At 65.6% G+C, this 26489-nt stretch carries 21 protein-coding genes; 12 read left to right on the top strand and 9 right to left on the bottom strand.

All coding sequences use genetic code 11. From position 1 onward, the window contains the following. Positions 1-4: 4 nt before the first annotated feature. On the top strand, positions 5-1627 hold the full coding sequence (locus UAJ10_RS01150; RefSeq protein ID WP_322913441.1) for a GMC family oxidoreductase: 1623 nt from the start codon (positions 5-7) through the stop codon (positions 1625-1627). A 33-nt stretch (positions 1628-1660) separates the two neighbouring features. Here the strand turns inward: UAJ10_RS01150 and UAJ10_RS01145 are convergent, their stop codons facing one another. Further along, positions 1661-1957 carry an ArsR/SmtB family transcription factor gene (locus UAJ10_RS01145; RefSeq protein ID WP_322913439.1) on the bottom strand — a complete coding sequence of 99 codons (297 nt, stop codon included), beginning with the start codon at positions 1955-1957 and terminating at the stop codon, positions 1661-1663. Positions 1958-2103: 146 nt separating this feature from the next. Here UAJ10_RS01145 and UAJ10_RS01140 point away from each other — a divergent pair, with 146 nt between their 5' ends. From UAJ10_RS01140 to UAJ10_RS01110, 7 genes are all read left to right on the top strand, one after another. After that, entirely contained in the window at positions 2104-2850 is a 747-nt protein-coding gene (locus tag UAJ10_RS01140; protein WP_322913437.1) for a glucose 1-dehydrogenase, read from the top strand. A gap of 169 nt (positions 2851-3019) precedes the next feature. Beyond that, positions 3020-3250, top strand: a complete 231-nt coding sequence (gene vapB / locus UAJ10_RS01135; RefSeq protein WP_322914480.1) for a type II toxin-antitoxin system VapB family antitoxin — start codon at positions 3020-3022, stop codon at positions 3248-3250. 1 nt (position 3251) lies between these two features. Beyond that, positions 3252-3659 carry a type II toxin-antitoxin system tRNA(fMet)-specific endonuclease VapC gene (gene vapC, locus UAJ10_RS01130; protein ID WP_322913435.1) on the top strand — a complete coding sequence of 136 codons (408 nt, stop codon included), beginning with the start codon at positions 3252-3254 and terminating at the stop codon, positions 3657-3659. Positions 3660-4123: 464 nt separating this feature from the next. Then, complete coding sequence (locus UAJ10_RS01125) at positions 4124-5329, top strand: ABC-three component system protein (protein ID WP_322913433.1); 1206 nt, start codon at positions 4124-4126, stop codon at positions 5327-5329. Further along, the gene (locus tag UAJ10_RS01120) at positions 5326-5826 is read left to right on the top strand and encodes an ABC-three component system middle component 5 (RefSeq protein WP_322913431.1); all 501 of its coding nucleotides are present in this window, start codon (positions 5326-5328) and stop codon (positions 5824-5826) included. Before UAJ10_RS01125 ends, UAJ10_RS01120 begins: the two co-directional genes overlap by 4 nt. Next, complete coding sequence (locus tag UAJ10_RS01115; RefSeq protein WP_322913429.1) at positions 5823-7724, top strand: AAA family ATPase; 1902 nt, start codon at positions 5823-5825, stop codon at positions 7722-7724. Before UAJ10_RS01120 ends, UAJ10_RS01115 begins: the two co-directional genes overlap by 4 nt. A 188-nt stretch (positions 7725-7912) precedes the next feature. Further along, complete coding sequence (locus UAJ10_RS01110; protein WP_322913427.1) at positions 7913-10468, top strand: sulfite reductase flavoprotein subunit alpha; 2556 nt, start codon at positions 7913-7915, stop codon at positions 10466-10468. A 21-nt stretch (positions 10469-10489) separates the two neighbouring features. Here the strand turns inward: UAJ10_RS01110 and UAJ10_RS01105 are convergent, their stop codons facing one another. Beyond that, positions 10490-10720 (bottom strand): hypothetical protein, encoded by a 231-nt coding sequence (locus UAJ10_RS01105; RefSeq protein WP_322913425.1) that lies wholly within the window; start codon positions 10718-10720, stop codon positions 10490-10492. Positions 10721-10734: 14 nt separating this feature from the next. Beyond that, positions 10735-11829: a LacI family DNA-binding transcriptional regulator gene (locus UAJ10_RS01100; RefSeq protein WP_322913423.1), complete on the bottom strand. Its 1095-nt coding sequence runs from the start codon at positions 11827-11829 to the stop codon at positions 10735-10737. Positions 11830-12528: 699 nt separating this feature from the next. Between UAJ10_RS01100 and UAJ10_RS01095 the strand changes: the two genes are divergently transcribed. The 4 genes from UAJ10_RS01095 (at position 12529) to pgmB (ending at position 19731) form a co-directional block, all read left to right on the top strand. Beyond that, a complete protein-coding gene (locus tag UAJ10_RS01095; RefSeq protein ID WP_322913422.1) occupies positions 12529-14973 on the top strand; it encodes a TonB-dependent receptor in 2445 nt (814 codons plus the stop codon). 174 nt (positions 14974-15147) lie between these two features. Further along, positions 15148-16620, top strand: coding sequence for an MFS transporter (locus UAJ10_RS01090; protein ID WP_322913420.1), 1473 nt, complete (start codon positions 15148-15150; stop codon positions 16618-16620). Between the two features lie 137 nt (positions 16621-16757). Beyond that, the gene (locus tag UAJ10_RS01085) at positions 16758-19088 is read left to right on the top strand and encodes a glycoside hydrolase family 65 protein (protein WP_322913418.1); all 2331 of its coding nucleotides are present in this window, start codon (positions 16758-16760) and stop codon (positions 19086-19088) included. Beyond that, entirely contained in the window at positions 19075-19731 is a 657-nt protein-coding gene (gene pgmB / locus UAJ10_RS01080) for a beta-phosphoglucomutase (RefSeq protein ID WP_322913416.1), read from the top strand. The genes UAJ10_RS01085 and pgmB overlap by 14 nt, the downstream gene beginning before the upstream one ends. A gap of 114 nt (positions 19732-19845) precedes the next feature. Here the strand turns inward: pgmB and UAJ10_RS01075 are convergent, their stop codons facing one another. The 6 genes from UAJ10_RS01075 to UAJ10_RS01050 all read right to left on the bottom strand — a co-directional run bounded on the left by UAJ10_RS01075 (position 19846) and on the right by UAJ10_RS01050 (position 26488). Next, a complete protein-coding gene (locus tag UAJ10_RS01075) occupies positions 19846-21186 on the bottom strand; it encodes a RiPP maturation radical SAM C-methyltransferase (protein ID WP_322913414.1) in 1341 nt (446 codons plus the stop codon). Further along, complete coding sequence (locus UAJ10_RS01070; protein WP_322913413.1) at positions 21069-21494, bottom strand: hypothetical protein; 426 nt, start codon at positions 21492-21494, stop codon at positions 21069-21071. Before UAJ10_RS01070 ends, UAJ10_RS01075 begins: the two co-directional genes overlap by 118 nt. A gap of 8 nt (positions 21495-21502) precedes the next feature. Next, a complete protein-coding gene (locus UAJ10_RS01065; RefSeq protein ID WP_322913412.1) occupies positions 21503-21811 on the bottom strand; it encodes a hypothetical protein in 309 nt (102 codons plus the stop codon). A gap of 372 nt (positions 21812-22183) precedes the next feature. Then, positions 22184-22432: a hypothetical protein gene (locus UAJ10_RS01060; protein WP_322913411.1), complete on the bottom strand. Its 249-nt coding sequence runs from the start codon at positions 22430-22432 to the stop codon at positions 22184-22186. A 111-nt stretch (positions 22433-22543) separates the two neighbouring features. After that, positions 22544-24697, bottom strand: a complete 2154-nt coding sequence (locus UAJ10_RS01055; RefSeq protein WP_322913410.1) for an ATP-binding protein — start codon at positions 24695-24697, stop codon at positions 22544-22546. A 96-nt stretch (positions 24698-24793) separates the two neighbouring features. Next, complete coding sequence (locus tag UAJ10_RS01050; protein WP_322913409.1) at positions 24794-26488, bottom strand: ABC transporter substrate-binding protein; 1695 nt, start codon at positions 26486-26488, stop codon at positions 24794-24796. Position 26489: the final 1 nt, after the last annotated feature.

Below are 26489 nucleotides of genomic sequence, written 5' to 3'. Positions count from 1 at the left end.
CCGCATGACCACCGCCGTTGCCGACACCGACATCTTCGACTATGTCGTCGTGGGCGCGGGCTCGGCCGGGTGTGTGTTGGCCAACCGGCTGTCGGCCGATCCGGGCGTGCGCGTGGCCCTGGTGGAGGCCGGCGGCAAGGACGACTGGATCTGGTTCCACATCCCCGTCGGCTATCTGTTCGCCATCGGCAACCCCCGTGCCGACTGGATGTTCAGGACCGAGGCCGTGCCGGGCCTGAACGGCCGCAGCCTGGCCTATCCGCGCGGCAAGGTGCTGGGCGGCTGCTCCGCCATCAACGCCATGATCTACATGCGCGGCCAGGCCGCCGACTATGACGGCTGGCGCCAGATGGGGCTGCGGGGCTGGGGTTGGGAGGATGTGCTGCCCACCTTCCTGGCGCAGGAGGACCATGTGGCGGGCGGCAGCCTGTTCCACGGGGCCGGCGGCGAATGGCATGTCGATCATCCCCGCATCCGCTGGGCCCTGCTGGACGCGTTCATCGACGCCGCCGAGCAATGCGGCATTCCCCGCACGGAGGATTTCAACCGCGGCGACAACGAGGGTTGCGGCTATTTCCAGGTGAACCAGAAGGGCGGCCGGCGATGGAGTGCTGCCCGCGCCTTCCTGGAGCCGGTGCGCCACCGCCCGAACCTGACCGTCATCACCGGCGCCCTGGCGGAACGCCTGACGGTCGAGGGCCAGCGCGCCACCGGCGTGCGCCTGCGCGTCCCCGGCGGCCCGCGCACCCTGACCGCGCGGCGGGAGGTGGTGGTGGCCACCGGCGCCGTGGCCACGCCGGCCCTGCTGGAACGCTCCGGCATCGGCGACGGCCGGCGGGTGCGCGACCTGGGCGTGGCGGTTGTCGCCGACCGGCCGGGCGTGGGGGAGAATTTGCAGGACCACCTGCAACTGCGCCCCATCTTCAAGGTGACGGGCGTGCCCACCCTGAACCTGCTGTACCGGTCCCTGCCCCGGCGGGCGTGGATGGGGCTGGACTATGCCCTGCGCCGGCGCGGGCCGCTGACCATGGCGCCGTCACAGCTGGGCGCCTTCGCCCGCAGCGGGCCGGAATACGCCACCCCCAACCTGCAATTCCACGTCCAGCCCCTGTCGCTGGACAAGTTCGGCGACGCCCTGCACCCCTTCGGCGCCTTCACCGCCAGCGTCTGCAACCTGCGCCCCACCAGCCGGGGCAACATCCACGCGCGCAGCCCGGACCCCGCCGACGCCCCCCTGATCCAGCCCAACTACCTGGCGACGGAGGAGGACCGGCGCGTGGCGGTGGACAGCCTGCGCCTGGCCCGCCGCATCGCCCAGGCCCCCGCGCTGGCGGCCTTCCGTCCTGAGGAGTACAAGCCGGGGACCCACCTGCAGAGCGATGCCGACATCGCGCATGCCACCGGCGACGTGGGCACCACCATCTTCCACCCCGTGGGCACCGCCCGCATGGGCATTCCCGACGACCCGCACGCCGTCACCGACGCCCGCCTGCGGGTCATCGGCGTGCAGGGCCTGCGCGTGGCCGACGCCTCGGTCATGCCGCGCATCACCTCGGGCAACACCGCCTCGCCCACCATGATGATCGCCGAACGGGCAGCCGCCATGATCCTGGAGGATGCGCGGTAGCCGGGGTCGGCGCCGATGGAGGACAATGTTTCCTTACACCCCGACCAGGGCGTAGGCGCCCAGGATCGCTGACAGCAGGCCGGGGAAGCGCTGATCCACTTCGGAACAGCGCGAATGGTTGCGCATTTCCACGCCGTGCCGCTCGCACCGGATCAGGCCGGCCTCGCGCAACACCTTGATGTGGTGGGACAGCGAGGATTTGGGGATGGCCCTGTCGCCCACCATCGCGACCTCTGAGCACGCCTGCACACAGCCCTGCCCAGAAATCTGGGTGAAGATCGCCGCGCGCACGGGATCGGACAGGGCGTGAAGGATGGCTTCCGGTCGCATGTCCGCGACCGCAGGGTGGGATAAGGGCCTCATGATTTTTTTAATATGAGGGGGCTTGTTGGCCGGTTCAATAGTTCCGATATTCCGAACTATGGGACAAGGCCGGCATCCTCCGGCCGCCCCGACCATCAAAGGGAACGGAAAACATGGGAAAGCTTACCGGTAAGGTCGCCGTGGTGACGGGCGCCTCCAAGGGTATCGGCGCCGGCATCGCCAAGGCGCTGGCGGCGGAAGGTGCCGCCGTGGTGGTCAATTACGCGTCGAGCAAGACCGGCGCGGACGCGGTGGTCCAGGCGGTGACGGCGGCGGGTGGCAAGGCCATCGCCGTGCAGGGCGATGTCACGAAGGTGGACCAGGCGCAGGGCCTGATCGACGCGGCGGTCAAGGAATTCGGCCGCCTGGACATCCTGGTCAACAACTCCGGCGTCTATGAATTCGCCGCCATCGAGGAGGTGACGGAGGAACACTACCGCCGCATCTTCGACGTCAATGTGCTGGGCCTGCTGCTGACCACCCAGGCGGCCGCGAAGCACCTGGGCGAGGGTGGCAGCATCATCAACATCTCGTCCGCCGTCACCAGCGTGCTGATGCCGACCTCGGCCGTCTACACCGGAACCAAGGGCGCGGTGGACGTCATCACCGGCGTGCTGGCCAAGGAACTGGGCCCGCGCAAGATCCGGGTCAACGCCATCAACCCGGGCCTGGTCGAGACCGAGGGCACGCACACCGCCGGGGTCGTCGGCTCCGACATCGAACACGGCTTCGTGGCGCAGACCCCGCTGGGCCGCATCGGCCGGCCGGACGACATCGCGGCCGTGGCCGTCTTCCTCGCCTCGGACGACGCGCGCTGGCTGACCGGTGAACGCTTGACCGCCAGCGGCGGCCTGCGCTGAGCGGCACGTCCCGCTTCCCGTCGTGTGCTCCCCTTCGGGGGAGCACATCCGGGGAGATCGGGGCGGTCAGCGACCCGGCGTCCCAATCCAGGCCGCCGCAAGGCTGGACGTATATCCATTTGACATATCCGGGCCAAGGATATACGATTTGTATATCCGAGCGGCGGGGATGCTTATGACCAGGACGACAACCCTTTTCCTGAGCAACCGCTCACAGGCCTTGCGCTTGCCCAGGGACGTTGCGTTTCCTGACGGTGTGCGAGAGGTGACGATCATTCGTGATGGGCCGCGGCGCATCATCGTTCCAGCGGCGGCGGTATGGGACGATTTCTTCGCGGAACCCGGTGTTGACCTGCCCGACCGGGAACAGCCCGCCCTGCAAGAGCGTGAAAGCTTCTGACATGCTGCGCTTCATGCTCGACACCAATTTGTGCATCCGCGTCCTCCGGGATCGCCCCGCCGGGCTTAGGGAGCGGTTCAACGCGGAAGCGGCCTCGCTGTGCATCTCCTCCGTGACACTGGCCGAATTGCTCTATGGCGCGGAGAAATCCGCCAAGCCGATCGAGACCCGAAACCAGGTCGAGGCGTTTGCGGCACGGCTGGAGGTCCTGCCGTTCAATGAGCGGGCGGCCGCGCACTACGGCAATATTCGCGCCGACCTCGAACAAAAGGGCCGCGTCATCGGACCCTACGACCTGATGATCGCCGGACATGCGCGCAGCCTGGGCCTCGTCGTGGTCACAGGGAACCTGGGCGAGTTCCGCCGTGTCGATGGCCTGCTGTCGGAGGACTGGCTCAGTCCCGCCTAGCCGGGCGGGGGCTTTGAGCGTGAAGGAAGCGGCGACACGCGCGATGGTGCGCCGACCGTGAAACTACGACTGATCATATGGTAAAGAAAGCGGGCCGGCGCCAGCGGCAGCCTAAAGGCCCCTGTGGGCTGCCGCACAAGATGAGAATGGTGGGCAAGGCGCGGGCCGGCAATGCTCAGGCAAGCTAGCTGCATTTCCTGAGCAAAGACTTACCCAATTTATGCGGAAGGCGACTGTCCTGACGTTATGCTTTGAAAATGCCGCTTCTGTCCGCTTTGCGCCCATCTCCGTCATTCAGCGCAAACGGTGCCGGTCCCAACTGCCCTTCGCCCTCCTGTCAATTACCATGCTTGTCACGGTAAGGTCAGCGCCCCATGCGCGCGAATTTACTTTCTACACACTGCCTAGTACGCGATATTGTGGGAAAGGTGGGCGGCTAGATAATTCAGGGTTGCGTTGGCAGGATGTCATCTTTCACATTCGAACTGATCGCAGGAGGCACCGGGTCTTTCGATGTGATCTTCATCCATGGGCTCTCGGGGGATCCGAAGGGGACATGGACCTCCGCAACCGCAACCGATCCCGCCAATGCGTATTGGCCCCTATGGGTCGCGCAGGATGTCGGGATGGCCAACGTATACGCACTCGGATATCCGGCAGAGCTTTTCGCGAAATGGATTGAAGAGAGCATGTCGCTCTACGAACGCGCGAAGGCCGTACTTGAATATCTCGCCGGGCAGGATTTCGGATTGCGCCCCATCGCTGTGATTGCGCATAGCCTCGGCGGTCTCTTGGCTAAGCAAATCATTCGCACTGGCTTGGAATCCGAAGACTCCGACTGGCAGAAAATTGCCAAAAGCATCAAATTCGTCGCGTTTTTGGCCACCCCCCATTCCGGTTCGAGCCTCGCGTCGGTGCTTGGCTTCGTCGCGACCAAGTTCATTTCGAAGCACATCGAGACGCTGAAGGCGGGCAGCACGCTGCTAGACGAGCTTAACCAATCCTACCGGATTCTAGCCGGCAAGCAGGGAATTGCGACTACCGCTTACTATGAGACGTTCAAGACCAAGGGCGGGCACGTCGTCACCAAAGAGAGCGCGGATCCCGGCGTTGGTGGTGTCAACCCAATACCGATTGACGCGGACCACGCGACGATTTGCAAGCCGGTCGATCGCAATGCCCCGATTTATCGCAGCGTTCTGCGCCATCTCAAGAAATTCGCAGATGGCTGTCCGCAACCGGCCGGCTCGACTGCAGGGAAGGAGCCCGGCGCTTTCTTTGCTACCGAGGACTATAGCACCAAGTCCACGGATCGACGTGACCTGCTTGAGAAACTTGCCGCTGCGAACCGCGAGCACGAATATCGCATCGCCAATGAGGCGCAGAACAAGTTCGCGCAATCCTATATGAAGCTTGGCCTACACGCGGCAGCCAGGGAAGCGAACGACAACCTTCTTAGTGAAGTGCAGCAGCGTTTTGAGACGCATGTCTACCTTGCACAGATCTGCAAGGGCGCCTCGGACAAAGCAATATCAAACGCAATTCAGATGGAAGTAGTTGACGCCTTGGTTGCCAAATATGGAAGCAGTCATAAGCTGCACGCCCGAACCGTCATTGAGGCCATGTATTTCCTCACCGAACAATGCCATTTGCGATGGGACCCAGAATGAACCTGCGCCTATGGTATCCGCAACTTGACGTTTATGACACGATCAGGCGTATGCTTGGCCTGCTGATAGCTTGGCCTGACCAGGATCTAACCTTGGAGCGGCTTTATATCTCGGACTTCTATTTAGCCAATCCTCCGCTACTGCATAAGACGCATATGCCATTGGATATCCGCAAGGAATTCCAGGCATTGTCAATCGTGAAACCTGAGAAGGGATTCCTGAGCTTTCCCTCACCCCAGATGCTTTTCGCCAAGATGGAGCCGGTGCAAAAGGAAGCGCTACGCACCCTAGTCGGCAAGGGTTTCGTGGCCCTTGACGCGCTTAGAGCCGGTAAGGTCGTCGCTGACGGAAAGCTCGCCCAAGTTGGTGACATGGTCGTCATGAGCTCGGACGAACGCCGCGTTGTCGGCTTCCTGACGAGCGCCTTTGCGGGCATCGGCGCAGGCGTGCCTGGGGATCTTCGCCTTGCCACTGGCTTGCGGAGACCCGGCACATGAGCTTCAGCCTTCTCACTCTCAAACGCCTGTGCATCTTTTCGCACGCCCGTCCGGTGTACGATCAGCAATTCCATCAAGGCGTGAACATCATCCGCGGCGATAATGGCTCGGGCAAGTCAACAATTGCTGATTTCATCTTTTACGTGCTTGGCGGCGAATTCGATGAGTGGAAGGACAAAGCCAGTCTCTGCACCGAAGTCCGCGCGGAAGTCGCGACTACTTCGGGGCCCTTGACGCTGCGCCGGCTAATCGGAACTAAGCAGGAACCGATAACCGTATTTTTCGGCCCGATGGCAGACGCGATCAACAGCCCGATCGAGGGCTGGGAGCGTTATCCGATCCGGCGCAATACCGACAAGCAACTCGGCTTCTCTCAAGTGCTGTTCCGGGCCTGCGGCATTCCTGAGGCGCCGACAATCGAAGGCGGCAACGTCACGGCACATCAGATCCTGCGCTTGCTATATTCTGACCAGCGCACGCCCGCGCCCCGACTATTCCGCTTCGAACGCTTCGATACGAGCAACATGCGGACCGCTGTCGGCGATTTGCTTTTGGGCGCCAACACCTACGATCTCTATGTTGCCCAGCTCGAGCTTCGCAACGCCAATAAGGTTCTCGAAGACCGCCAAGCGAAGCTCACTTCGCTGCTCGCTGCCATTCCAGGTCAATATGGTTCGATGAACGCGGTTGAACTCGCCGGCCGCATCACCGCGCTCGAGCAAGAGCGTGATCGCGTCATCGAGCAGATCGCGGCAGTTGACGACGCCGTTCCCGCCGATGTCGATAAGGAATTCGAGGATCGCCGCAACCAAGCCCTTCGAGACATTCGTCGTGCCCGAAGCGAGGTCCGGCAGCTCGAAGAAAGCGTCGAAAAGCTCGAACTCGAAATTTCCGACCTCAATACGTTCGTGGACTATCTCGAGCAGACAATGGAGAAGGTCAACGCCTCCTCGTCAATTGCTGGCGTCCTAGGATCGATCGACTTTGCATACTGCCCCGCGTGCCTTGGGCCACTTGAAGGTCATACCGGGACGTCGCAGTGTGTGCTGTGTTCGAAGCCCGTTGACCCCGAGCGCGAGGGTGCGCGCTACCTGGAGATCAAGCTCGACATCTCGATGCAGCTGCGCGAGTCCCGTCAAATTCTCGAAGCAAAAGAAGCGGCGCGCCAGAAGGACGGCGCGGAGTTAAAGAGCGCGCGACAGGAACTGCGTAGGCGCAACCTCGAGTTCCGCTCCGCCTTCGAACTTGCCGGATCGCCACGAGACGCCAAGCTCGCGGAGCTCAACAATCGGATTGGTCAGATTGGGCAGGAGATCACCTATCTAGGCTCCATCCGCGAACTTGCCGAGCGCGTCGCCAAGCTGATTGCGGAACGGGATGCGGCCAATAATGAAGTCGGTCGCTTGACTACAATGATTACGCGCCTCAGCTCCGCTACCTCTGGACGTATTAGCGAAGCGATGGGCATGGTTAGCGCCCGGGCCAAGTCACTTCTCAAGCAGGACCTGAAGCGGCAGGAGGAATTCGCCGACCCAAGAGTAGTGACGGTCGATTTTGCCGATGATGCGGTTCTGGTCGATGGCAAGATGAACTTCGCCGAGAGCAGCAACGTCGTCCTCAAAAATGCCGCGATTCTCGCACTGCTCGGCGCTGCTGCGGAGGACGAGAAGTTCTGGCACCCGCGCCTCGTGCTAATGGACAATGTCGAAGACAAGGGTATGGAACAGCAGCGCAGTCACAACTTTCAGAAGATCATCGTCAACCTATCCCAGCAAGCTCGGCTTCCGCATCAAATAATATTCACTACTTCTATGCTAAATCCTGATCTCGATATGAAGAAATTTACGATTGGGCCACGCTACACTGAACAGAATCGCACTCTAGATTTCAGGATCTAAATCTCGCTCAATTTTAATATCAGGTATCATATAATTTCTGATTTAGCGCCAGCAATGCGCTTTGGCCGTGGTGAAGCAGCGGCTTACCCCCCACCCGACGCCTCTTCCCAATCCCCTGTCCGCCCGCTATAAGAGTTGCGAGTGATTTGCAATATCGGGCGATGGGACGTCGCCCGGGGGACGTGACCGTGACCAGCGTGACCAGAGACCAGGCCGGCGGCGATGCCGGGGCCAGCCAGAGTAGCCGCGCGCCCGTCAAGGTGGGGCGATTGTTCGGCGGGGGCGCCAAGCCGGCGGGTGGCATCACGGGGCGGTGGGTGATCTACCAGCTGCACTGGCTGCTGGGCATCACGCTGGGCTTCGTCTTGGCCCTGATGGGCATCACCGGCGCCACCATGAGCTTCGAGGACCAGATCATGCGGGCCTTGAGCCCCGGCGTGATCACGGTGGCGCCGCGCGCGGCGCCGGTGCTGACGCCCGACGCCCTGCTGGCCCGGGTGCGCGAGCAGCGGCCCGACACACGGGTCGAGGGCGTGTTCCTGTCCGCCCGCAAGGACGAGGCGGCGCGCGTGCTGTTCGCCGGCGGCGTGGGCGGCAACCGGGGGGAGCGCGCCTATGTCGATCCCTATGACGGCACGGTGCTGGGCCGGGCCACGGGGGAGGAGTTCTTCGCCTTCGTCCGCCGGCTGCACCGCTGGCTGGCCCTGCCCGGCAACGGCGACGGCCTGGGCCGGCAGATCACGGGCGCGGCCGTCATGGCCCTGCTGTTCTTCTGCGTCTCGGGCCTGTACCTGCGCTGGCCCCGCCGGCCGCTGGACTGGCGGGCGTGGCTGGCGCTGGACACGGCGGCCAGGGGCCGCGCCTTTCTGTGGTCGCTGCACGCCGTCATCGGCACCTGGGTGCTGCTGGTCTACCTGGTCATCGGCCTGACCGGGCTGTGGTGGTCCTACGACTGGTACCGCGACGGCGCCACCCGCCTGCTGATCGGCCAGCCGCTGCCAGCGCGCGAGGAAGGCCCGAAGGGCGGGAAGGGCGGCCGGGAGCGGGGCAAGGGCGACGCCGGCCCCGTCCTCGTCGATAACGCCGGGGTCGATACCGCCTGGGCCGCCTTCCTGGCGCGCGAGGGCGATCACTACGCCATGGCGCTGCTGACCCCGCCGGGCAAGGCGGGCGGCCCCACCCGCGTGCGCTATCGCCCCCTGGGCGCGCCAGCGGACCAGGCCTATGACGAGATGGTGCTGGACACCGCCACGGGCCAGGTGACGTCCGAGAGCCATTACGCCGACAAGGCGCTGGGCGCCCAGCTGCTGGCCGGGGTGCTGACCGTGCATCGGGGCACCTATTTCGGCACCGGGGGGGCCGTGGTGTTCATGGCCGCGGCCGGGGCCATGCCCCTGTTCACCATCACCGGCCTGCTGATGTACCTGGACCGCCGCCGCAAGAAAAAGGCGGTGCGCCTGGCCCGCGACGGCGCCCAGGATGGGGCCATCCTGAGCGGGGCCACCGCCACCCCACCAACCGCCAGCACCACCCTGACCATCGCCTACGCCAGCCAGACGGGCACGGCGGAACAGCTGGCCTGGCGCACCGCCGGCGCGCTGCGCGACGGCGGCCTGGCGCCCCGGGTGCTGCCACTGGCCAAGCTGGACCTGAAGTCCCTGCGCGGCCGCCTGCTGGTGGTGGCCAGCACCTATGGCGAGGGGGAGCCGCCGGACGACGCCCGCGCCTTCGCCCGCAAGCGCATGGCGGCCCCCGCCGACCTGGCTGGCGTGGCGTTCGCCGTGCTGGCCCTGGGCGACCGGCAGTATGAGACCTTCTGCGGCTTCGGCCGCGCGCTGGACCGCTGGCTGGGCGACAGCGGCGCCACCCGCCTGTTCGACCCCGTGCTGGTGGACGACACCAACCCCGAGGCCCTGCACCAATGGCAGGAGCAGCTGCGCCGCATTGGCGCCGGCTCGGCGCCAGACTGGACGCCGGAAGCCTACGCCCGCTGGCGCCTGGTGGAGCGCCGCCTGCTGAACCCGGGCAGCCCGGGCGGCCCCGCCTATCACCTGTCGCTGGAGCCGATGGACCAGCCCTTTCCCCTTTGGACCGCCGGCGACATCGCCCAGATCCTGCCGGGCAACGATGCCGGCGCCCACCACCGTGACTATTCCATCGCCAGCCTGCCATCCTCCGGCCGGCTGGACCTGCTGGTGCGCCAGCAGACGCGTCCCGACGGCACCCTGGGGCTGGGCTCCGGCTGGCTGACCGCCGGTGTGGCGGTGGGTGGTGAGGTGCGGGTGCGCCTGCGGCCCAACCCCGGCTTCCACGCCCCGGCCCATGCGGCGCCCCACCCGGTGCCCATGATCCTGATCGGCACCGGCACCGGCCTGGCGGGACTGCGCGCCCACCTGAAGCATCGCCAGGCGCTGCGCCAGGGCGACGCCTGGCTGCTGTTCGGGGAGCGGCATGCCGCCACCGACGCCTGGCACGCCGAGGAAATCGCGGCCTGGCAGGCGGACGGCACCTTGGCCCGTGTGGACCTGGTCTATTCCCGCGACGGCCAGGGCTATGTCCAGGACCGCCTGGCGGCCCAGGGCGACACGGTGCGGGCATGGGTGGACCGGGGCGCCGCGCTGTACGTCTGCGGCAGCCTGGAGGGCATGGCGCCGGGCGTCGACCAGGCGCTGGAAGCCATCCTGGGCCGCGACCGCCTGGACGCGCTGACGGCCGAGGGCCGCTATCGCCGGGATGTTTACTAAAACCGGCCGGCGCGCCGCCAATCAGGCGGACTTTCGCCTGCGGCGTGCCGGTCGGACCAATAGGATGACGCCCCACCCTACGCTGGCGAGGCCGAGAACGATCAAAAGAATGCCAAAGGCGATGATGCGTTCCTTGTAACCAGGGGCAAGGCCAATTGTGAACATCTGGGCAGCCCGCAAATAGGCCGACAGAACGATGGCCAGCGGTAGTAATCCCACCACAATGCAGAGGATGCCGCGTACTTTCCTCATCGCGCGCCGCCAGCTTAGGTCGCTCTCACCACCAAACGGGTCGGGAGAATGACCGATCCGGGGTGCTCGCCATTGATGAGCGCCAGCACGGCCTGCGCCAGGCGGACGCCGCCCTCGGTCCAGTTCTGGTGCACGGAGGTCAGGGCCGGCGTGTGGAAGGCGGCCATGGGGGTGTCGTCGTAGCCGATGACGGAGACGTCGTCCGGCACGGTCAGCTTCGCCTCCGTCAGGGCGCGCATGGCGCCCAGCGCGATGGCGTCGCTGCAGGCGAAGATGCCGTCGAAACCGCCACCCAGGGCACCGCCGCCCAGGGGGCCACCAGGTGCATCGGCCAGCAGGCCCCGCACCGCCGCCACGCCAGCGTTGAAGGTGAAGTCGCAGGGCACCAGCGCCGCCAGCACCGCCCCGGCCGATGCCAGGGTTTCGGCGAAGCCGTGTAGGCGCTCGGCATTCTCGCGGTGGCGGGTGTCGCCCAGGAAGACCAGGCGGCGGCGGCCGGTCTCGATAAGGCGGGCGGCGGCCAGCGCCCCGCCCTGGTGGTTGTCGCTGCCCACGAACACGGGGTCCACGCCCGGCTGCGGCGCCCCCCACACCACCAGCGGCACGCCCATGGGCAGCAGCTGGCGCACGGCCGTGTCGTCGGCGCCCTGGCCCAGCAGGATGGCGCCGTCGGCCGCCTGCACGGCGGCGGCCGGCTGCGATTGCCCCGTGGTCAGCAGCACGTTGTACCCGGCCGTGGTCAGTTCCTGGCAGATGCCGCCCAGCAGGTCCAAGGGAAAGGGACCGGACATGGGGCGTTCCGGCGTGGGCTTCATGTCCACCACCACGGCGATGGTGTGGCTGCGCTGCAGGCGCAGGTTCCGCGCCGTGGCGTTGAAACGGTAGCCCATCTCCCGCGCCAGGTCCTGGATGCGGCGGCGCGTGTCCTCGCGCACGGACGGGCTGTCGCGCAGGGCGCGGGACACGGTGATGATGGAGACCTGCGCCCGTTCCGCCAGGTCGGCCATGGTCAGGCGCGCGGCGTCACCGGGGATGGCGCCACCGGGGATGGCGTCAGCCATCACGGACGGGGCCGCCGGGCGGCTGGACTTGGCGGGGCGCGGGCTCATCAGCGGGTCCGAAACGAGGAAGGAAACCAGGAAGGAGGCCAGAAGGGAGGAACATCCCCATAAACGGACATTCCGGGCGATGACTGTTTCATAAACCCACTGTGCTTGCCAGACGAGGCCTTGCCAAGCGCGGGTTGGCCCTGCCCGGCGGCGTCATCGAGTCGCCGTCCAGGCCCATATGCGGATAGACGTTCCACCCGGCCCAATCCCCTATCCACCCTATTCCCACTGGGAGGGTCCGCACTCATTCCTGAGCGGCCCCCACGCCTGTTCCAGAGCCCAGGCCTAGCATTGAATGACATCGATAACAATAGTAGCGCCATGCCCTACCCCACACGGGAGAAGGAGCACGATGCTGATACGCCAAGGGTTTGAAGGAAGCGCGGCATATCCAGGATTTATGCTGCATCCGCGAAGTGCAGGCGCAGCAACGCTTGCCCGGTTTACGCCCAGGTGTTGCGCCTTTGCATCGCCCGGCGCCCTTCGTGACTGCCGAATGACATCGATGTCTTGTTATCGATGTCATTCGATGTTATCGGTGCCTCCATTCAAGCAGGGGTGGTAGACGGCCCGGTCAGGGCGTGCCATCCCGATAAGAAGCCTTGGGTCAGGGCGCGACGGGGCGAGCCAGTCCAAGTCACGGGTCACACCAAGACATAAGGGGAGGGAAGAATGTCACATCCTCACAGGATAGGTGCGTTGTTGGGCGGCGTCGCGTTGGCCGCCCTGCTGATGCCGGCCGTGGGCCTGGCGCAAACGGCGACCACCACGAGCACCGCACCGGCGCCGCAGGCCGCCGGCGCCGTGGATGAACTTCAGGAAATCATCGTCACCGGCGTGGCGCGCAGCGACGGCATGAAGAAGCTGGACGCCAGCTTCGCCATCAGCACCATCAAGGCCGAGGACATCGTCGCCCAGCAGCCCAACGGCACCGCCGACCTGCTGAAGCTGACGCCGGGCCTGTGGGTGGAATCCACCAGCGGCACGGCCGGCCCCAACATCGACGTGCGCGGCTTCCCGGGCGGCGGCGACGCGCCCTTCATCACCATGCAGATCGACGGGTCGCCCATCTATCCGGCACCCACCCTGTCGTTCATGGACAACTCCACCCTCATCCGCCTGGATGACACGGTGGAGCGGGTGGAGGTGCTGCGCGGCGGCCCGGCCACCGTCTTCTCCAACGCCCAGCCGGGCGCCACGGTGAACTTCATCCAGCGCAAGGGCACGGACACGCCGGAAGGCAGCATCCGCCTGACCGTGGGTGACGAAGGCCTGTACCGCGTCGACACCTATTATGGCGGCCCCATCACCAAGGACCTGAATTTCATGGTCGGCGGCTTCTACCGCTACAATGAGGGCATCCGCAGCACCCAGTTCCCCGCCGACGATGGCGGCCAGGTGGTGGCCAACGTCACCAAGAAGTTCGACAATGGCGAGTTCACGTTCTACGGCCGCCGCACGGACGACAAGAACGCCTTCTACACCGCCATCCCGCTGGTCAGCAGCAACGGCGGCAAGGACATCTCCGCCTTCCCCGGCACCGACCCGGGCACCTTCAGCCTGTACAGCAACGACGTCCGCAACGTCACCATCGAGACCGGCCCCGGCCAGTCCAAGAACGTGGACATCGGCGACGGCCGCGGCATCCAGCTGACCACCCTGGGCAACACCCTGGACCTGGACCTGAAGGGCTGGCAGCTCAGCAACAAGATGAACTTCGTCACCGGCCGGGCCTTCACCCAGTCGGAATTCACCGGGTCCAACCCCGAGACGCTGGGCCAGTTCATCAGCGACACCGTGACCTCGGCCAACGCCAACGCCGCCGTGGTGGCGGCCGCCGGCGGCATCGCCACCGGCGGCTCGGCCAAGATCGTCGGCTCGGGTGCGGCCCTGACCAACATGAACCAGCAGGTCATCGCCGTGGGCATGTGGTCGGTGGACAAGCGCATCCAGTCCTTCACCGACGACGCGCGCCTCAGCCACGAGCTGTTCCCCGGCAACACCCTGACGGTGGGCGCCTATTTCGCCCAGTATTCGTCCAAGGACCAATGGTACCTGGGCAACAACTACCTGCTGACCATGCAGAACCACCCGCAGGCGGTGGACGTGGTGCTGAACAACGGCGCCAAGGCCTCGCGCGGAGGCCTGACCTCCGGTTCCTTCTACGCGCTGGACGCCAGCTACGACGGCACCGCCGTGGCGGGCTTCATCTCCGACGAATGGAAGATCACGCCGGACCTGCGCCTGGACGCCGGTTTCCGCATGGAACACCAGAGCATCAACGGCACCATCAGCAACGACAGCACCGGCGACCTGGATAACAACCCGCTGACGCTGTACGACAACGCCGCCAGCTACACCAACGGCACGTACTACGGCGTCAGTTCCCACCGGACGGAGCCGTCGTGGACCGTCGGCGCCAACTATTACCTGACCGACGACCTCAGCGTGTACGCCCGCGTCAACAGCGGCCATGAGTTCCCGCAGTTCGACGCCCTGCGCGGCGGCGACTACCAGATGGTCAACATCCGGCAGCAGGAAGTGGGCCTGAAGACGTCGTCGCACTACTACAGCGCCTACGTCACCGGCTTCCACAACACCTTCTCCGGCCTGCTGTACCAGGCGGAGGTGGTGAATCCCGACGGCAGCGGCAGCCTGATCAACGAGATCTATGGATCGGAAGCCTGGGGTGCGGAGTTTGAACTGGCGGTGCGGCCCGTCACCAACCTGACGGTCAGCTTCCGTGGCACCTATCTGGATGCCAAGTACCAGGACAACCCCAGCTTCAACGGCGACCAGGTGCTGCGCCAGCCCAAGTTCCAGTTCTCCATCGCGCCGTCGTACGAGATCCCGTTGGATTGGGCCAGCCTGCGCCTGTTCGGCACCTACACCCACGTGGGCGACCGTTACGGCGACCCGAACAACCAGCAGCCGCTGCCGGCCTACGACACCCTGGACCTGGGCGTCTCGGCCGAGTTCGACCGCTACACCGTCCAGCTGACCGGCACCAACCTGACGGACGAGCTGGGCATCACCGAGGGCAACGCCCGCGTGGTCGGGTCCGGCACCAGCAGCAGCGGCGTCTTCCTGGGCCGTCCGCTGTTCGGCCGGTCCATCCACCTGAGCGCCGCGGCCAAGTTCTGACCGCCTGGGTTTCCGGCCCCCGCATCCCGACAGCGGGGGCCGGAGTGTCACGGGGCCGTCGCCCCGAAGACGGCCCCTGGGGATGGGCGGGCATTGCCCCGATCTTTGCCCGCCCATCCTCCTTTTCCTTCGGCTCCTTTTCCTTCGGCCTACCCCGTGAAGGTGACCCCGCCCGTGTCCAACGCCACCGCCATCACCACGCCGCCCTCTGGCCCGCCCGCCGCCCTGACGGAAACCGACATCCCGGCGCGGCTGGACCGCCTGCCGTGGGGCCGGTTCCACAGCCTGGTGGTGGCCGCCCTCGGCATCACCTGGGTGCTGGACGGGCTGGAGGTCACGCTGGCCGGCGCCGTGGCCGGCGCCATGAAAGAAAGCCCGTCGCTGGCCCTGAACAACGCCCAGGTTTCGGCCGCCAGCAGCGCCTATCTCATCGGCTGCGTGCTGGGCGGCCTGTTCTTCGGCTGGCTGACCGACAGGCTGGGTCGCAAGAAGCTGTTCAGCATCACCCTGCTGGTCTACCTGACCGCCACCGCCGCCACCGCCTTCAGCTGGGATTTCACCAGCCTGCTGCTGTTCCGCTTCATCACCGGGGCCGGCATCGGCGGCGAATACGTGGCCATCAATTCCACCATCCAGGAACTGATCCCCGCCCGCGCGCGCGGCTGGGTCACCCTGGTGATCAACGGCAGTTATTGGCTGGGGGCAGCCCTGGGCGCCATCGGCGCCGTCGTCCTGCTGGATCCGGGGCTGCTGGGGCCGGACATGGGTTGGCGCGCCAGCTTCTTCACCGGCGCCGTGCTGGGCCTGTTCATCCTGCTGCTGCGCCGCGCCATCCCGGAAAGCCCGCGCTGGCTGATGACCCATGGCCGCGTGCCGGAGGGCGAGGCCATCGTCGCCCGCATCGAGGCCGGCATCCAGGCCCAGGGCCTAGCCCTGCCCCCGGCCGGCCCGCCGGTGCGCCTGCGCGAACTGCGAACCGTGTCAACCGCCGCCGTGGCCCGGTCGCTGCTGCGCGACTACGGGCGCCGCACGGTGCTGGGCCTGTCACTGATGACGGCCCAGGCCTTCTTCTACAACGCCATCTTCTTCACCGAGGCCCTGGTCTTGACCTCGTTCTTCGATGTGCCGTCCAGTTCCGTGGGCTGGTACATCCTGCCCTTCGCGGCCGGCAACTTCCTCGGCCCCCTGATCATCGGCCGCTTCTTCGACACCATCGGCCGCGTGCCCATGATCGCCGGCACCTACGCCCTGTCGGGCGTGCTGTTGATCATCACCGGCATCCTGTTCCAGCAGGGCCTGCTGACCGCCACCACCATCACGCTGGCGTGGAGCGTCATCTTCTTCTTCGCCTCGGCCGCCGCCAGCTCCGCCTACCTGACGGTCAGCGAGTGCTTCCCGCTGGAGATCCGCGCCGTCGCCATCTCGCTGTTCTTCGCCTTCGGCACCGGCCTGGGCGGCGTCTGCGGCCCGCTGGTGTTCGGCGCCCTGATCGACACCGGCTCGCGCACCAACGTGCTGTGGGGCTACGTCCTGGGCGCCGGCCTGATGATCGCCGCCGCCGTCGCCGAACTGGTGCTGGGCGTGAAGGCGGAGGGCCGGTCGCTGGAAGACGTGGCCGCCCCACTGTCCTCCACCCCGCACAGCTGAACCATCCCCGCCGGAGGGAACCGGGGCGCCCCCGCCCTGGTTGTCCCCCAGGCTACCTGTAGATCGAAACCACGTGGATCGCCCGTGACAGCCTCCCTTCCCCCTTCCCCGCCATCCCGTCCGCTACCGATCCCTGGGTGGTCATCGCCCGGGGCGACAGCCCGGCGGCGCTGAAATGCACCGAATCCCTGTTCACGCTGGGCAACGGCTTCATCGGCGTGCGCGGCGGTGTCGAGGAGGATGCGCGTTCCACCGCGCCCGTCGTGCATCTGAACGGCGTCTATGAGGTCACGCCCATCAGCTATCACGAGAAGGCGCCGGGCTTCGCCGAGGCCAGCGACACCCGCATCCCAGTGCCGGACGGCACCCTGATCGGCCTGACCGTGGAAGGCGAACCGCTGGACCTGGCCACCGGCACCGTGCTGGAGCATCACCGCTGGCTGGATCTCCGCACCGGCGTGCTGCACCGCGCCCTGCGCTGGCGCTCGCCCGCCGGGCGCACCCTGCGGCTGGCCACCGAACGCCTGGTGGTGGAGGATCACCCCGGCCCCGTCGTCATCCAGTACCAGGTGACGGCGGAGGACTTCACCGCCGAGGTGGTGGTGGATTCCTGCCTGGCCCCGCACCAGCCGCCCGCGGCGGACGAAGGGGGCGTGCATGACCCCCGCGTGGGCCCGCAGCTGGCCGCCCTGGCCTTCCGCCGCTGGATCGAGGAGGACGGCGGCGACGGCATGGTGCTGCGCACCGGCCGCAGCCACCAGGGCGTGGCGGTCGCCATGAGCCACGCCGTGACCGTCACCAGCGACGCCCCCATCCTGACGGCCAGCATCCGCGACCAGGGCATCGTCAGCCACACCGTGCGCACGACCCTGACGCCCGGTTCCGTGCTGACCCTGGTGAAGTGCGTGGCCTACGCCGCCGACAAGGGCGTGGAGGGTACCCCTGCGGACGACGAGGCGCTGGCCCGCGCCGCCGTGGCCGCCCTGGCGCACGCCAACACCATCGGCCTGCCCGCGCTGCGCCAGGCGCGCACGCAGGCGCTGCAGGACTTCTGGCTGTCGTCCGATCTCGGCATCGAGGGCGCGCCGGAGCTGGAGCGCGCCGTGCGTTTCAACCTGTTCCAGCTGCTGCAGGGGGCAGGGCGCGACGGCCTGACCTCCGTCGGCGCCAAGGGGCAGAGTGGCGAAGGCTATGAGGGGCATTACTTCTGGGATGCGGAGATCTTCGCGCTGCCGGTGCTGGTCTACACCCGGCCGACCGTGGCGCGCGCCATCCTGGAATACCGCCACCGCACCCTGGACGGCGCCCGCACCCACGCCCGGCTGATGGGCCATCGCAAGGGCGCCCTGTACCCGTGGCGCACCATCGGCGGTGCCGAATGCTCCGCCTATTTCCCGGCGGGGTCGGCGCAATACCACATCAACGCCGACATCGCCCACGCCGTGCGCCAGTACATGGACGCCAGCGGCGACGATGATTTCCTGGTGCGCCACGGCGCCGAGATCCTGTTCGAGACGGCGCGCCTGTGGCTGGACATGGGGCACTACAACCCCCGTCGCGGTGGCCGCTTCTGCATTCATGAGGTGACCGGGCCGGACGAATACACGGCCATGGTGGACAACAATCTCTACACCAACGCCATGGCCCAGGCGCACCTGGAGTACGCGGCCGAGGTGGCGGCCCGCCTGGGCCGGGAGAAGCCGGAGGCCCTGGCCCGCATCGCCGCCGCCATCGGGCTGGGCGCGGAGGAGCCGGAGGGCTGGCGCCAGGCGGCGGCGGCCATGTACCTGCCCTATGACGAGGCCAGCGGCCTTTATCCGCAGGACGACAGCTTCCTGGACAAAAAGCCCTGGGATTTCGCCGGCACGCCCGCCGACCACCATCCCCTGCTGCTGCACTACCACCCCCTGGTGCTGTATCGCCACCAGGTGTGCAAGCAGGCGGACGCCGTGCTGGCCTTCTGCCTGCTGCCCCATCGGTTCGAGCCGGACGCGGTGCGCCGGTCCTTCGCCTTCTATGAATTGGTGACGGTGCATGACAGCACCCTGTCGGCCGGCGTGTTCGCCCTGCTGGCGGCGCGCCTGGGCCAGATGGACAAAGCACTGGCCTATTTCAACGACACCGCCCTGGTCGACCTGGACGACCTGCACCGCAACACCGGCCACGGCCTGCACATGGCGGCCATGGCCGGCAGCTGGATGGCCCTGGCCCAGGGTTTCGCCGGACTGCACGCCCTGGGTGGCACCCTGCGCTTCACCCCCACCCTGCCCCCAGGCTGGACCGGATACCGCTTCCGCCTGGAGTTCCAGGGCAACCGGGTGGAGGTCGCCGTCGGTTGCGACGCCGCAACCACCTACCGCCTGCTGGCCGGCCCCGGCCTGGCGCTGAGCCACCACGGCCAGGTGGCCCACCTGACGCCCGCCGCCCCGGAACTGACGCTGGAGGGCCCGCGCCATGCCGCGCTTTGATGCCGTGCTGTTCGACCTGGACGGGGTGCTGGCCGACACCGCCCACATCCATTTCGCGGCCTGGCGCCGCCTGGGCGAGGAATTGGGCATCCACCTGGAACCGGCCTTCGAGGAGAAGCTGAAGGGCGTGGACCGCATGGGGTCGCTGGAGCTGATCCTGGCCCAGGGCGGGCCACAGGGGAGCGTGACGCGCACGGCGGAGGAAAAGCGGGTGCTGGCCGATCGCAAGAACGGCTATTACACCGCCGCCATCGCGGAGCAGACGCCGGACGACCTGTTGCCGGGCGCCCGCCGGGTATTGGAAGAGGTTCGGGCCGCCGGGTTGAAGATCGCCCTGGCCTCGGCCAGCCGCAACGCCCCGCCCCTGCTACGGCAGCTGGGCATCGCCCCCTTGATCGACGCCATCGCCGACCCGGCGGCGGTCAAGGCGCCCAAGCCGGCGCCCGACCTGTTCCTGGAGGCCGCGCGCCTGGTGGGCGCGGCGCCGGACCGCTGCCTGGGCATCGAGGATTCGGTGGCCGGCATCATCAGCATCAAGGACGCCGGCATGGTGGCCGTTGGCATCGGCGATCCCACCGTGCTGACACGGGCCGACTATGTCGTGCCCACGACCGAGCAGTTCCACATCGCCGATTTCCTGTGACACCGGCCTATCCTTACTCCCCGGGGGCCTTTCCCCCCAAGGGGTAAGGATATCGGTCCCGGAAATCCGTCCAGACCCGACACAGCCGGACCGGCGCCAGCTTTCTCTTAAGGGTCAGGCGACCGGTTCCGGCATCCGTCCCGCCGTCTGGGCATGATGGAAGTAGGATCGCCCCCAGGAGGTGCGGATTTCCTCATGCCGGGGGGCGCGGTCGAAGCCCGGCTGGCGCAACGGCAGGGCCAGCAGTTCGTCCCCCTCACGCAGCAGCAGGGCCAGCGCCTCCAGCTCCGCCACCGCCGCCGTGACGGCGGCCTCGCCGAAACGGGGCGCCAGGGCCTTCAGCAGCGGGCCGGCACCCTGGATTTCGGCGCAGGCGTCCAGCACCGCCGTGGCGGCGGCATCCAGCGCGTGCCGCCGGGGCGTGGCGCCCCGGCCATCCTCCACCACCGCCGTGCCGTCGGCGGCCGGCGCCAGGGTCAGCGTCGCGTCACCCCGGCGCCACAGGTCCAGCTGGGCGGCCAGGGCCGCGTGACCGGCCGCCAGATCCGCGTCGGGCCGCTCGGGCGTCATGTCGAAGTGATAGGCCAGGCGCGCGATGCCGTCCTCATCGTGGGGGAATATGTGGCTGTAGCCCGGCACGGGGCGAATGGTGACGCCGAAGGCCGCCGGCGTGTTGAAGTAAGGACTGAAGCGGTCGGCGCGCACCCGGTGGAAGCCGCCGGGCGGATGCAGGTGGGCGATCTTGGGCACCACCGCGGCGGCAGCGTGGTAGTGGGCCGCCGTCTCCCCCGGGAAGCCATAGAGGTGGGACCAGTCCACCAGCACACCCGCCTCCGCCGCCAGGCGCAGGGTCTGGACGTTGCGCAACAGGCTGGTGCCCTTGCGCATCAGGGCCAGCACCGGGGTGCTGAGCGATTCCACGCCCGGCTGGATCTTGCGCACGCCGGCCTGGCCCAGCAGGGCCAGCTGGCCCGCCCGCAGGTTGGCCTTGACCTCGTAGTGCAGCAGCAGCGGCCGGTCCAGTGCGGCCAGGCGGGGCAGGAAGTCGCCGAAGTAACGGCTGTCCAGGATGTTGTCGACCACCATGATCTCGCGCCCGTAGCGGTCGGCCACGTCCGTCAGCTCGGCATAGGCGCGCTCCTGGCTCTTGCTGCGGTAGGCCATGCCCAGGCCGTTCAGGCCGCAGAAGGTGCAATGGTGCTTCTGCCCCCACCAGCAGCCCCGGGCGCTTTCGAACAAGGGGAAGGCGGGAAAACGTTCCGCCACCGCCGGCAGGCGGGCGCGGTCGGCGTAGAAGTCGGCGTAGTCCAGCGGCGGCAGGCTGTCCATGTCGGTGATCATGCCGGCGGGCACGGTGGCGGGGACGGTCGCGCCGTCGGCGGCTCGGATGGTGGTGCCCGGCAGCCCGGCCAGATCCGACCCCGCCCCGTGGCGGCGCACCAGGTCGGGCAGCACCTCCTCCGCCTCCCCCCTACGACCACGTCGATGAAGGGATAGTGGCGGTGCAGTTCCACCCCCATCTCGTCACTGCAATTGGCGCCGCCGAAGACGATCAGGATGTGGGGATGCGCCGCCTTGATGCGCCGCGCCAGCGCCAGGGACGCCATGGTCTGCTGGAAGGAGGTGGAGAAGCCCACGACGGAGTAGCGCGACCAGTCGACCTGGCCGAAGCAATGCTCGATGAAGCCCGCCGCCTTGTTGCGCGCGGCCAGGATGCCCATCAGGCGCTGCGGCCCGAAATAGCGGCCGTATTCCCCGGTCATCAGGCCGTTCAGGAAGGTGAATGGCTCGCCCTCCGGCGTGCCCCCCCTGGCGTGCCATGGGCGGCCCCGGCGAACACCCAATCCCCCACCATGGCCAGGAAATAGCGGCTGTCCTCGACCGCGGCGTAGGCGTCGAAGCCGATATAGTCAGCGAAATCCAGGTAGAAATGGCGGATGTCCGCCGCCATCCCCCGCCGCGCCAGGGCGCCCTTCAGCAGCGACAGGCCGATGACGGGATAATGCAGGGCGGCGACGGGCATGGCCACCAGCAGGGTGCGGCCGGCGCCGGGTTCGTTCACTGCCGATCCGTCGGCCATGCGTGCTTCCCGAATGCTTGTAAACGGCGCACGTGCCTCACTGAGGACTCCTCAGTGAGGCACGCCATTCATAACCAGCCGAGTCAGACCGGAAAATCAGTACCAAACACTCGGAATAGGGAGGCCCGGTGCGGCCTTCACTTCGTCGTCCTGCACCTGGTTCTGATCCAGAGCGCGCAGGAAGGCCATGCCCGCCTCAGTTACGGGAAGACCGAGGGCAATCAGGCTTTGCCCATATGATCCATAACAACTTGTACCATAACAAACCTCCTGATCTTAATGATTGAGTCTCATGTCCGAAATAATCGGCGGCATAGATGCCGAAACAGGGGTTGAATTAGCCAATATTAACAAATCCAACCTTGATTCTCATTAGAACCAGGTATTCGGCAGCGGATTGGCAGAAATAAAGCTCTCGATGTCGTCAGCCGCGTCACCGAACGGCTGCTCCCCAAGCTTGGCGAAGAAAGCCAACGCGGCCGGAGACGCCTTGAAACCCAGAATAGCCAGCGTGCCCGGGACATCGGCCAGCAACTGTTTGCGGAAGCCTGGTTCCAGCAAAGCGCGACCCAAGATCTTTTGGACATCATCCGGGGTCATTTCACGAAGAAATTGCGTCATTTTCCCTCCTTAATGTATCGATAGCTCTGGACGGGGATTTGAATATAACAATCGTTTAAGTGGTAATAAAGTAGACAGTTATATTTGAGATATAAAATCTATATGCCATGTCTACCTTAGGGAGCCCTGATGCGCAAGCTGCAAGGTAACACGCGTTCCCATCCCGATCGTGCTCTCCACGATCAAGGCCCCCTTCAGACGTTGGATCGCCTGATTGTAGGCCACGTGCAGGCCCAGTCCGGGATGACCGCTGCCTCGCGCGGTCGTGAAAAAAGGATCACAGACATGAGGTAAGGCCTCGGCTGCGATACCGACCCCATCGTCTGTCACGGTAATCGTCACACCGTTGTTCTCACCAGCCGTAGCGGCGACACTCACATGTCCGCTCCTGCCACCGGGAAAAGCATGATCAATCGTGTTGGCCAGGATGCGGGTCAGGGCGTCTGTCAGCGATTCGGGCACCGTGCGGATCACCATGCCTTCCTCCACCGCCAATTCCAACCGGATGGCGCTGCGGTCCAAGGCTGGCCGAAATAATGCCACCACGTCCGCCAGCAGAATGGACAGGTCCGTCTCCAGCACGCGACCCTCGGTCTCGTCCACGGCGACAGCAGAGAAGCTTTTCACCAGGGTGGCGGTACGCACGGCGTTCCGCTCAACGACGGTCGCCAAATCCGCCCATTCCGCAACGCCTTGCTCCAGCGCCGTGCGGGTCAAGCGCCCCTGGGCAATGGCAGTGCGCAAATCGGTGACCCCGCTGTAGAGACTGCCTGCGGCAGTGAGGACCACCCCTAGAGGGGTGTTGATCTCATGGGCGACACCAGCAACGAGACGGCCCAGGGAAGCCATCTTTTCCTGCTGCACCAGTTTATCCTGGGCGGTGCGCAACTCCGCCAAGGTCGCTTCAAGGTCTCGATAGGAACAAGCGTTGGCGATCGCGATGGCGGCATAGGCGCAGGCTGACCGTAGGATCTCCAACACTTGTGGCCCATAGGCAAGCATGTCGTGATTTTGCACGGTGATCACAGCCAGGACCTGACCCGATACCACCAAGGGCCACCAAATGGCTGCCTGCATCGGCATGCTCAAGCGATCCCCGGCCACCCCCTTGGCCCACACGGCCGCTTCATCCCCCCTCAGCATCAGCCCACCAGCCTGCCGCAACGCCCGGACGGCTGGCTCGGAACTGGAGAGGGAGGGCCGTGAGAATATCGGCCAGGGCTCTCCCTCGAAAATGAACTGCTCGAACAACAGGTCACGTCCGTCGCCCAAGATCCTCACCATGCCGAAAACATCCACAGGGATGAGTTCGGACAGATGTCGGCGCAGGGCGGCGTGAACCTCGTTCAAGTCCAGCGTGGCGGTCAAAGCCAGACCGGCGTCACCCAATTGGCGCAGGGTGGCGGCCGACGCGGCCAATTCCCCGTTTGCCTGCCGCAGTTCCACGGTCCGTGCCTCGACCTCCCGGCGTAGCATTTCCGAACTGATGCGCAGACGCTGCTGGTAACGGCCGATAAGCCACGCCAGCAAAGCGATGCCAACCATGACGGCCACGGCCGAATAAAGGAAGGCACGCACCGTGGCTTCCGCCTGCCGAGTAGCCTCGGTGGCCCGAGATTGCGCGTCTTGACCCGTCTCAGTGACAATACGGGTCAATTCCGCCTGCACCCGATCGAAGACGGCACCAAAAGGTTCGATGAAACTGACTGTGCTGGCGAAATCGATTCCCAGCATGGAGCCGACCCAGGCAACCGAATTTTTATAATCCGCAAGGCTGCGGAGGATTTCATCCAGGCGAACGCGCTGTTCGGCCGTTGCGTAGGAGTCGCGATAGGCCTGCAGGTCGGTGACAATCGCGTCAACCTGGGTCGTGATTGCCGCCAATTCCGCCGCGACGTCTATGGTTTGGCGGCCGGCGGACTTGAGGACGAGTAGGCGGTTGAAGCGGGCATTGACGTTTTGAACTCGGGTGTTGATATCAGACAGCTTGATGCTGCCCGCCAAATTGCGGGCAACGATCTGGTCGATCGCCCCGGTCAGCCGGCTTAGGGTACGCTCACCTGTGCCGAACAAACCAACCATCAGCAAGCCGGCGGCGCATACCGGAACCATGATGCGCAGCACCATCCGCACACGTTCGATCAAACGTCGTGAGGGGGCCGTGACCATGCCGAGGCCCCAATCGCGGTTTCGTTGCCCCTGCACCAATTCTCCCAACTCGTCACCCGTTGACACTTGTCGAGCCGTTGCGGTGGGATCGCCCATGACCCATGTCCCGTATGGGTCATACCACCCGCATGGGTTGAGGCCCAAAGGGTTTAATCGTGCCAGCCCATCAAAATGCACTTCACTGCGGCACTATTAGGAATGCGGCCGCCAAAATTCCGGCGGAGCCATAGCCGAGGTGCGCCTATCGATAGTCCCCGTCAATCGCTTGTCGGATAGCGTGATGACAGTGCCGAACCACAACGGCAGTGTCGGCAGGTTCTCCGCGTAAACCTGCTGCAGTTCGGACAGGGCGGTGCCACGGGCATCCGGATTGCATCCCGCCGCGATCAACTTGTCCAAAGTTTCATCCAGCGCTGGCACATGGATGCCGAAATGATTGTTGCCTTGCCAGTTGTTGCTGGCTGCCGGGATCATAGCGGAATGGTACCAGGTGCGTGTCGCCTCCCAACCCTCTTCGAAGCCTTGAGCAAATCCCACCAGCCCGAGATAGCGTTGGCGGGTATCCAAAGCATCACCGGACAGCTGTGGGTCCTCTATCAGATCAACCTGTACCCCGATATTTTGCCAGGCTGCCGCCAGCCGGGGAGCGAGGTCTATCCAGGGATAATTCCGACGATAACGCAATTCGAAGCGGAGCGGGGCGCCCGCGCGATTGTGGCGCAGGCCATCCGTGCCCTTTACCCAGCCAGCGCTGTCCAGAAGCGCAGCCGATTTCTGGGGATTGTAGGCATAGCGCGTCACCGCCGCGTATCCCGGCATGAATGGGCTGAGCAGTCCCTGCGCAACCACACCCTTGTTTTCCAATAGGGTTGCGATCAGCTCTTCGCGGTTCAAGCCATGAAGCAATGCCTTTCTAACCCTGAGGTCGGAAAGGATGGGATTGTCAAAGTTCACCTTGAGGTGAACCAAATGGGCACTGGGGGAGTAAAACGCATTATATCGGTCCCCAAATTCGTGAGCTAGCCTTTGCCCCACGTCGAAGGTAAGCGTTGAGAAGATATCCACGCCGCCGGCACGTACCTTTTGTTCGAGATCTCCTTGGTTAGCAGCCACCATGACGTTCATCCGGCCGAAAACGGCCGCTTGACCCGACCATCGCCCATTCTTGACCACCTGAAGGCTATCGGTCCCGATCCTCTCCACACGAAATGGCCCGTTATACAGGCCAGCATGGGCTGGTTGAGTTCGATAAAGGGAACGCTCAAAGTAATGGGCGGGATCCGCCAACCAGATTGATCGTTCCAGATGGGCTGGCAATGGGGGCGGCACATCCAGCTGCTCGCCACATACCGCACCATCGTAGGTGATGCTGAACCTGTATTTGTCGATGATGTGCAAGTCCTTGATGTTCAGACGCCGGGAATCCCCGGCGACCAGATCCCGGCCTCCTGCGCGCAGAACGTCCCAGGAGAAGGCGAGATCTTGGGTGGTGATCTCGCTGCCATCGTCCCACAACGAATGTGGGATCAGCGCATAGGTGGCCGTGGTGACCTGTCCACCGTCAGAGCGTCGGGAAACCACCAACGTTCCATCCGCTGCAGACGGAATTTTGGTGCAGAAGACGCAGTGAAGATCACCATCGAAGCGATCAAGGACCGGGCGTGTCACGAATCTTTTGACGGCGAACTGCCCCAATTCGTTCCCCGTCAATGGATGGAAATCGATCGGCCATGAGGCAATAACCGCCGTGGTCACGGGCTTTCCGGTTTCCCCCACGTCCCCGGTGGCCGCCAGCGCTTGCCCCATGGCGACGCCTATGATGGCGATGACCCACAAAACGCGCACCCTGCGCCGCAGCCCCGCGCGCAAAAAGCCGATATCGAACAAC

It is taken from the genome of Nitrospirillum guaranorum, from assembly GCF_034653275.1.
GTDB lineage: Bacteria > Pseudomonadota > Alphaproteobacteria > Azospirillales > Azospirillaceae > Nitrospirillum.
Note: the sequence above shows the minus strand (reverse complement) of the source record. Positions and strands in the feature narration are given on the sequence as shown.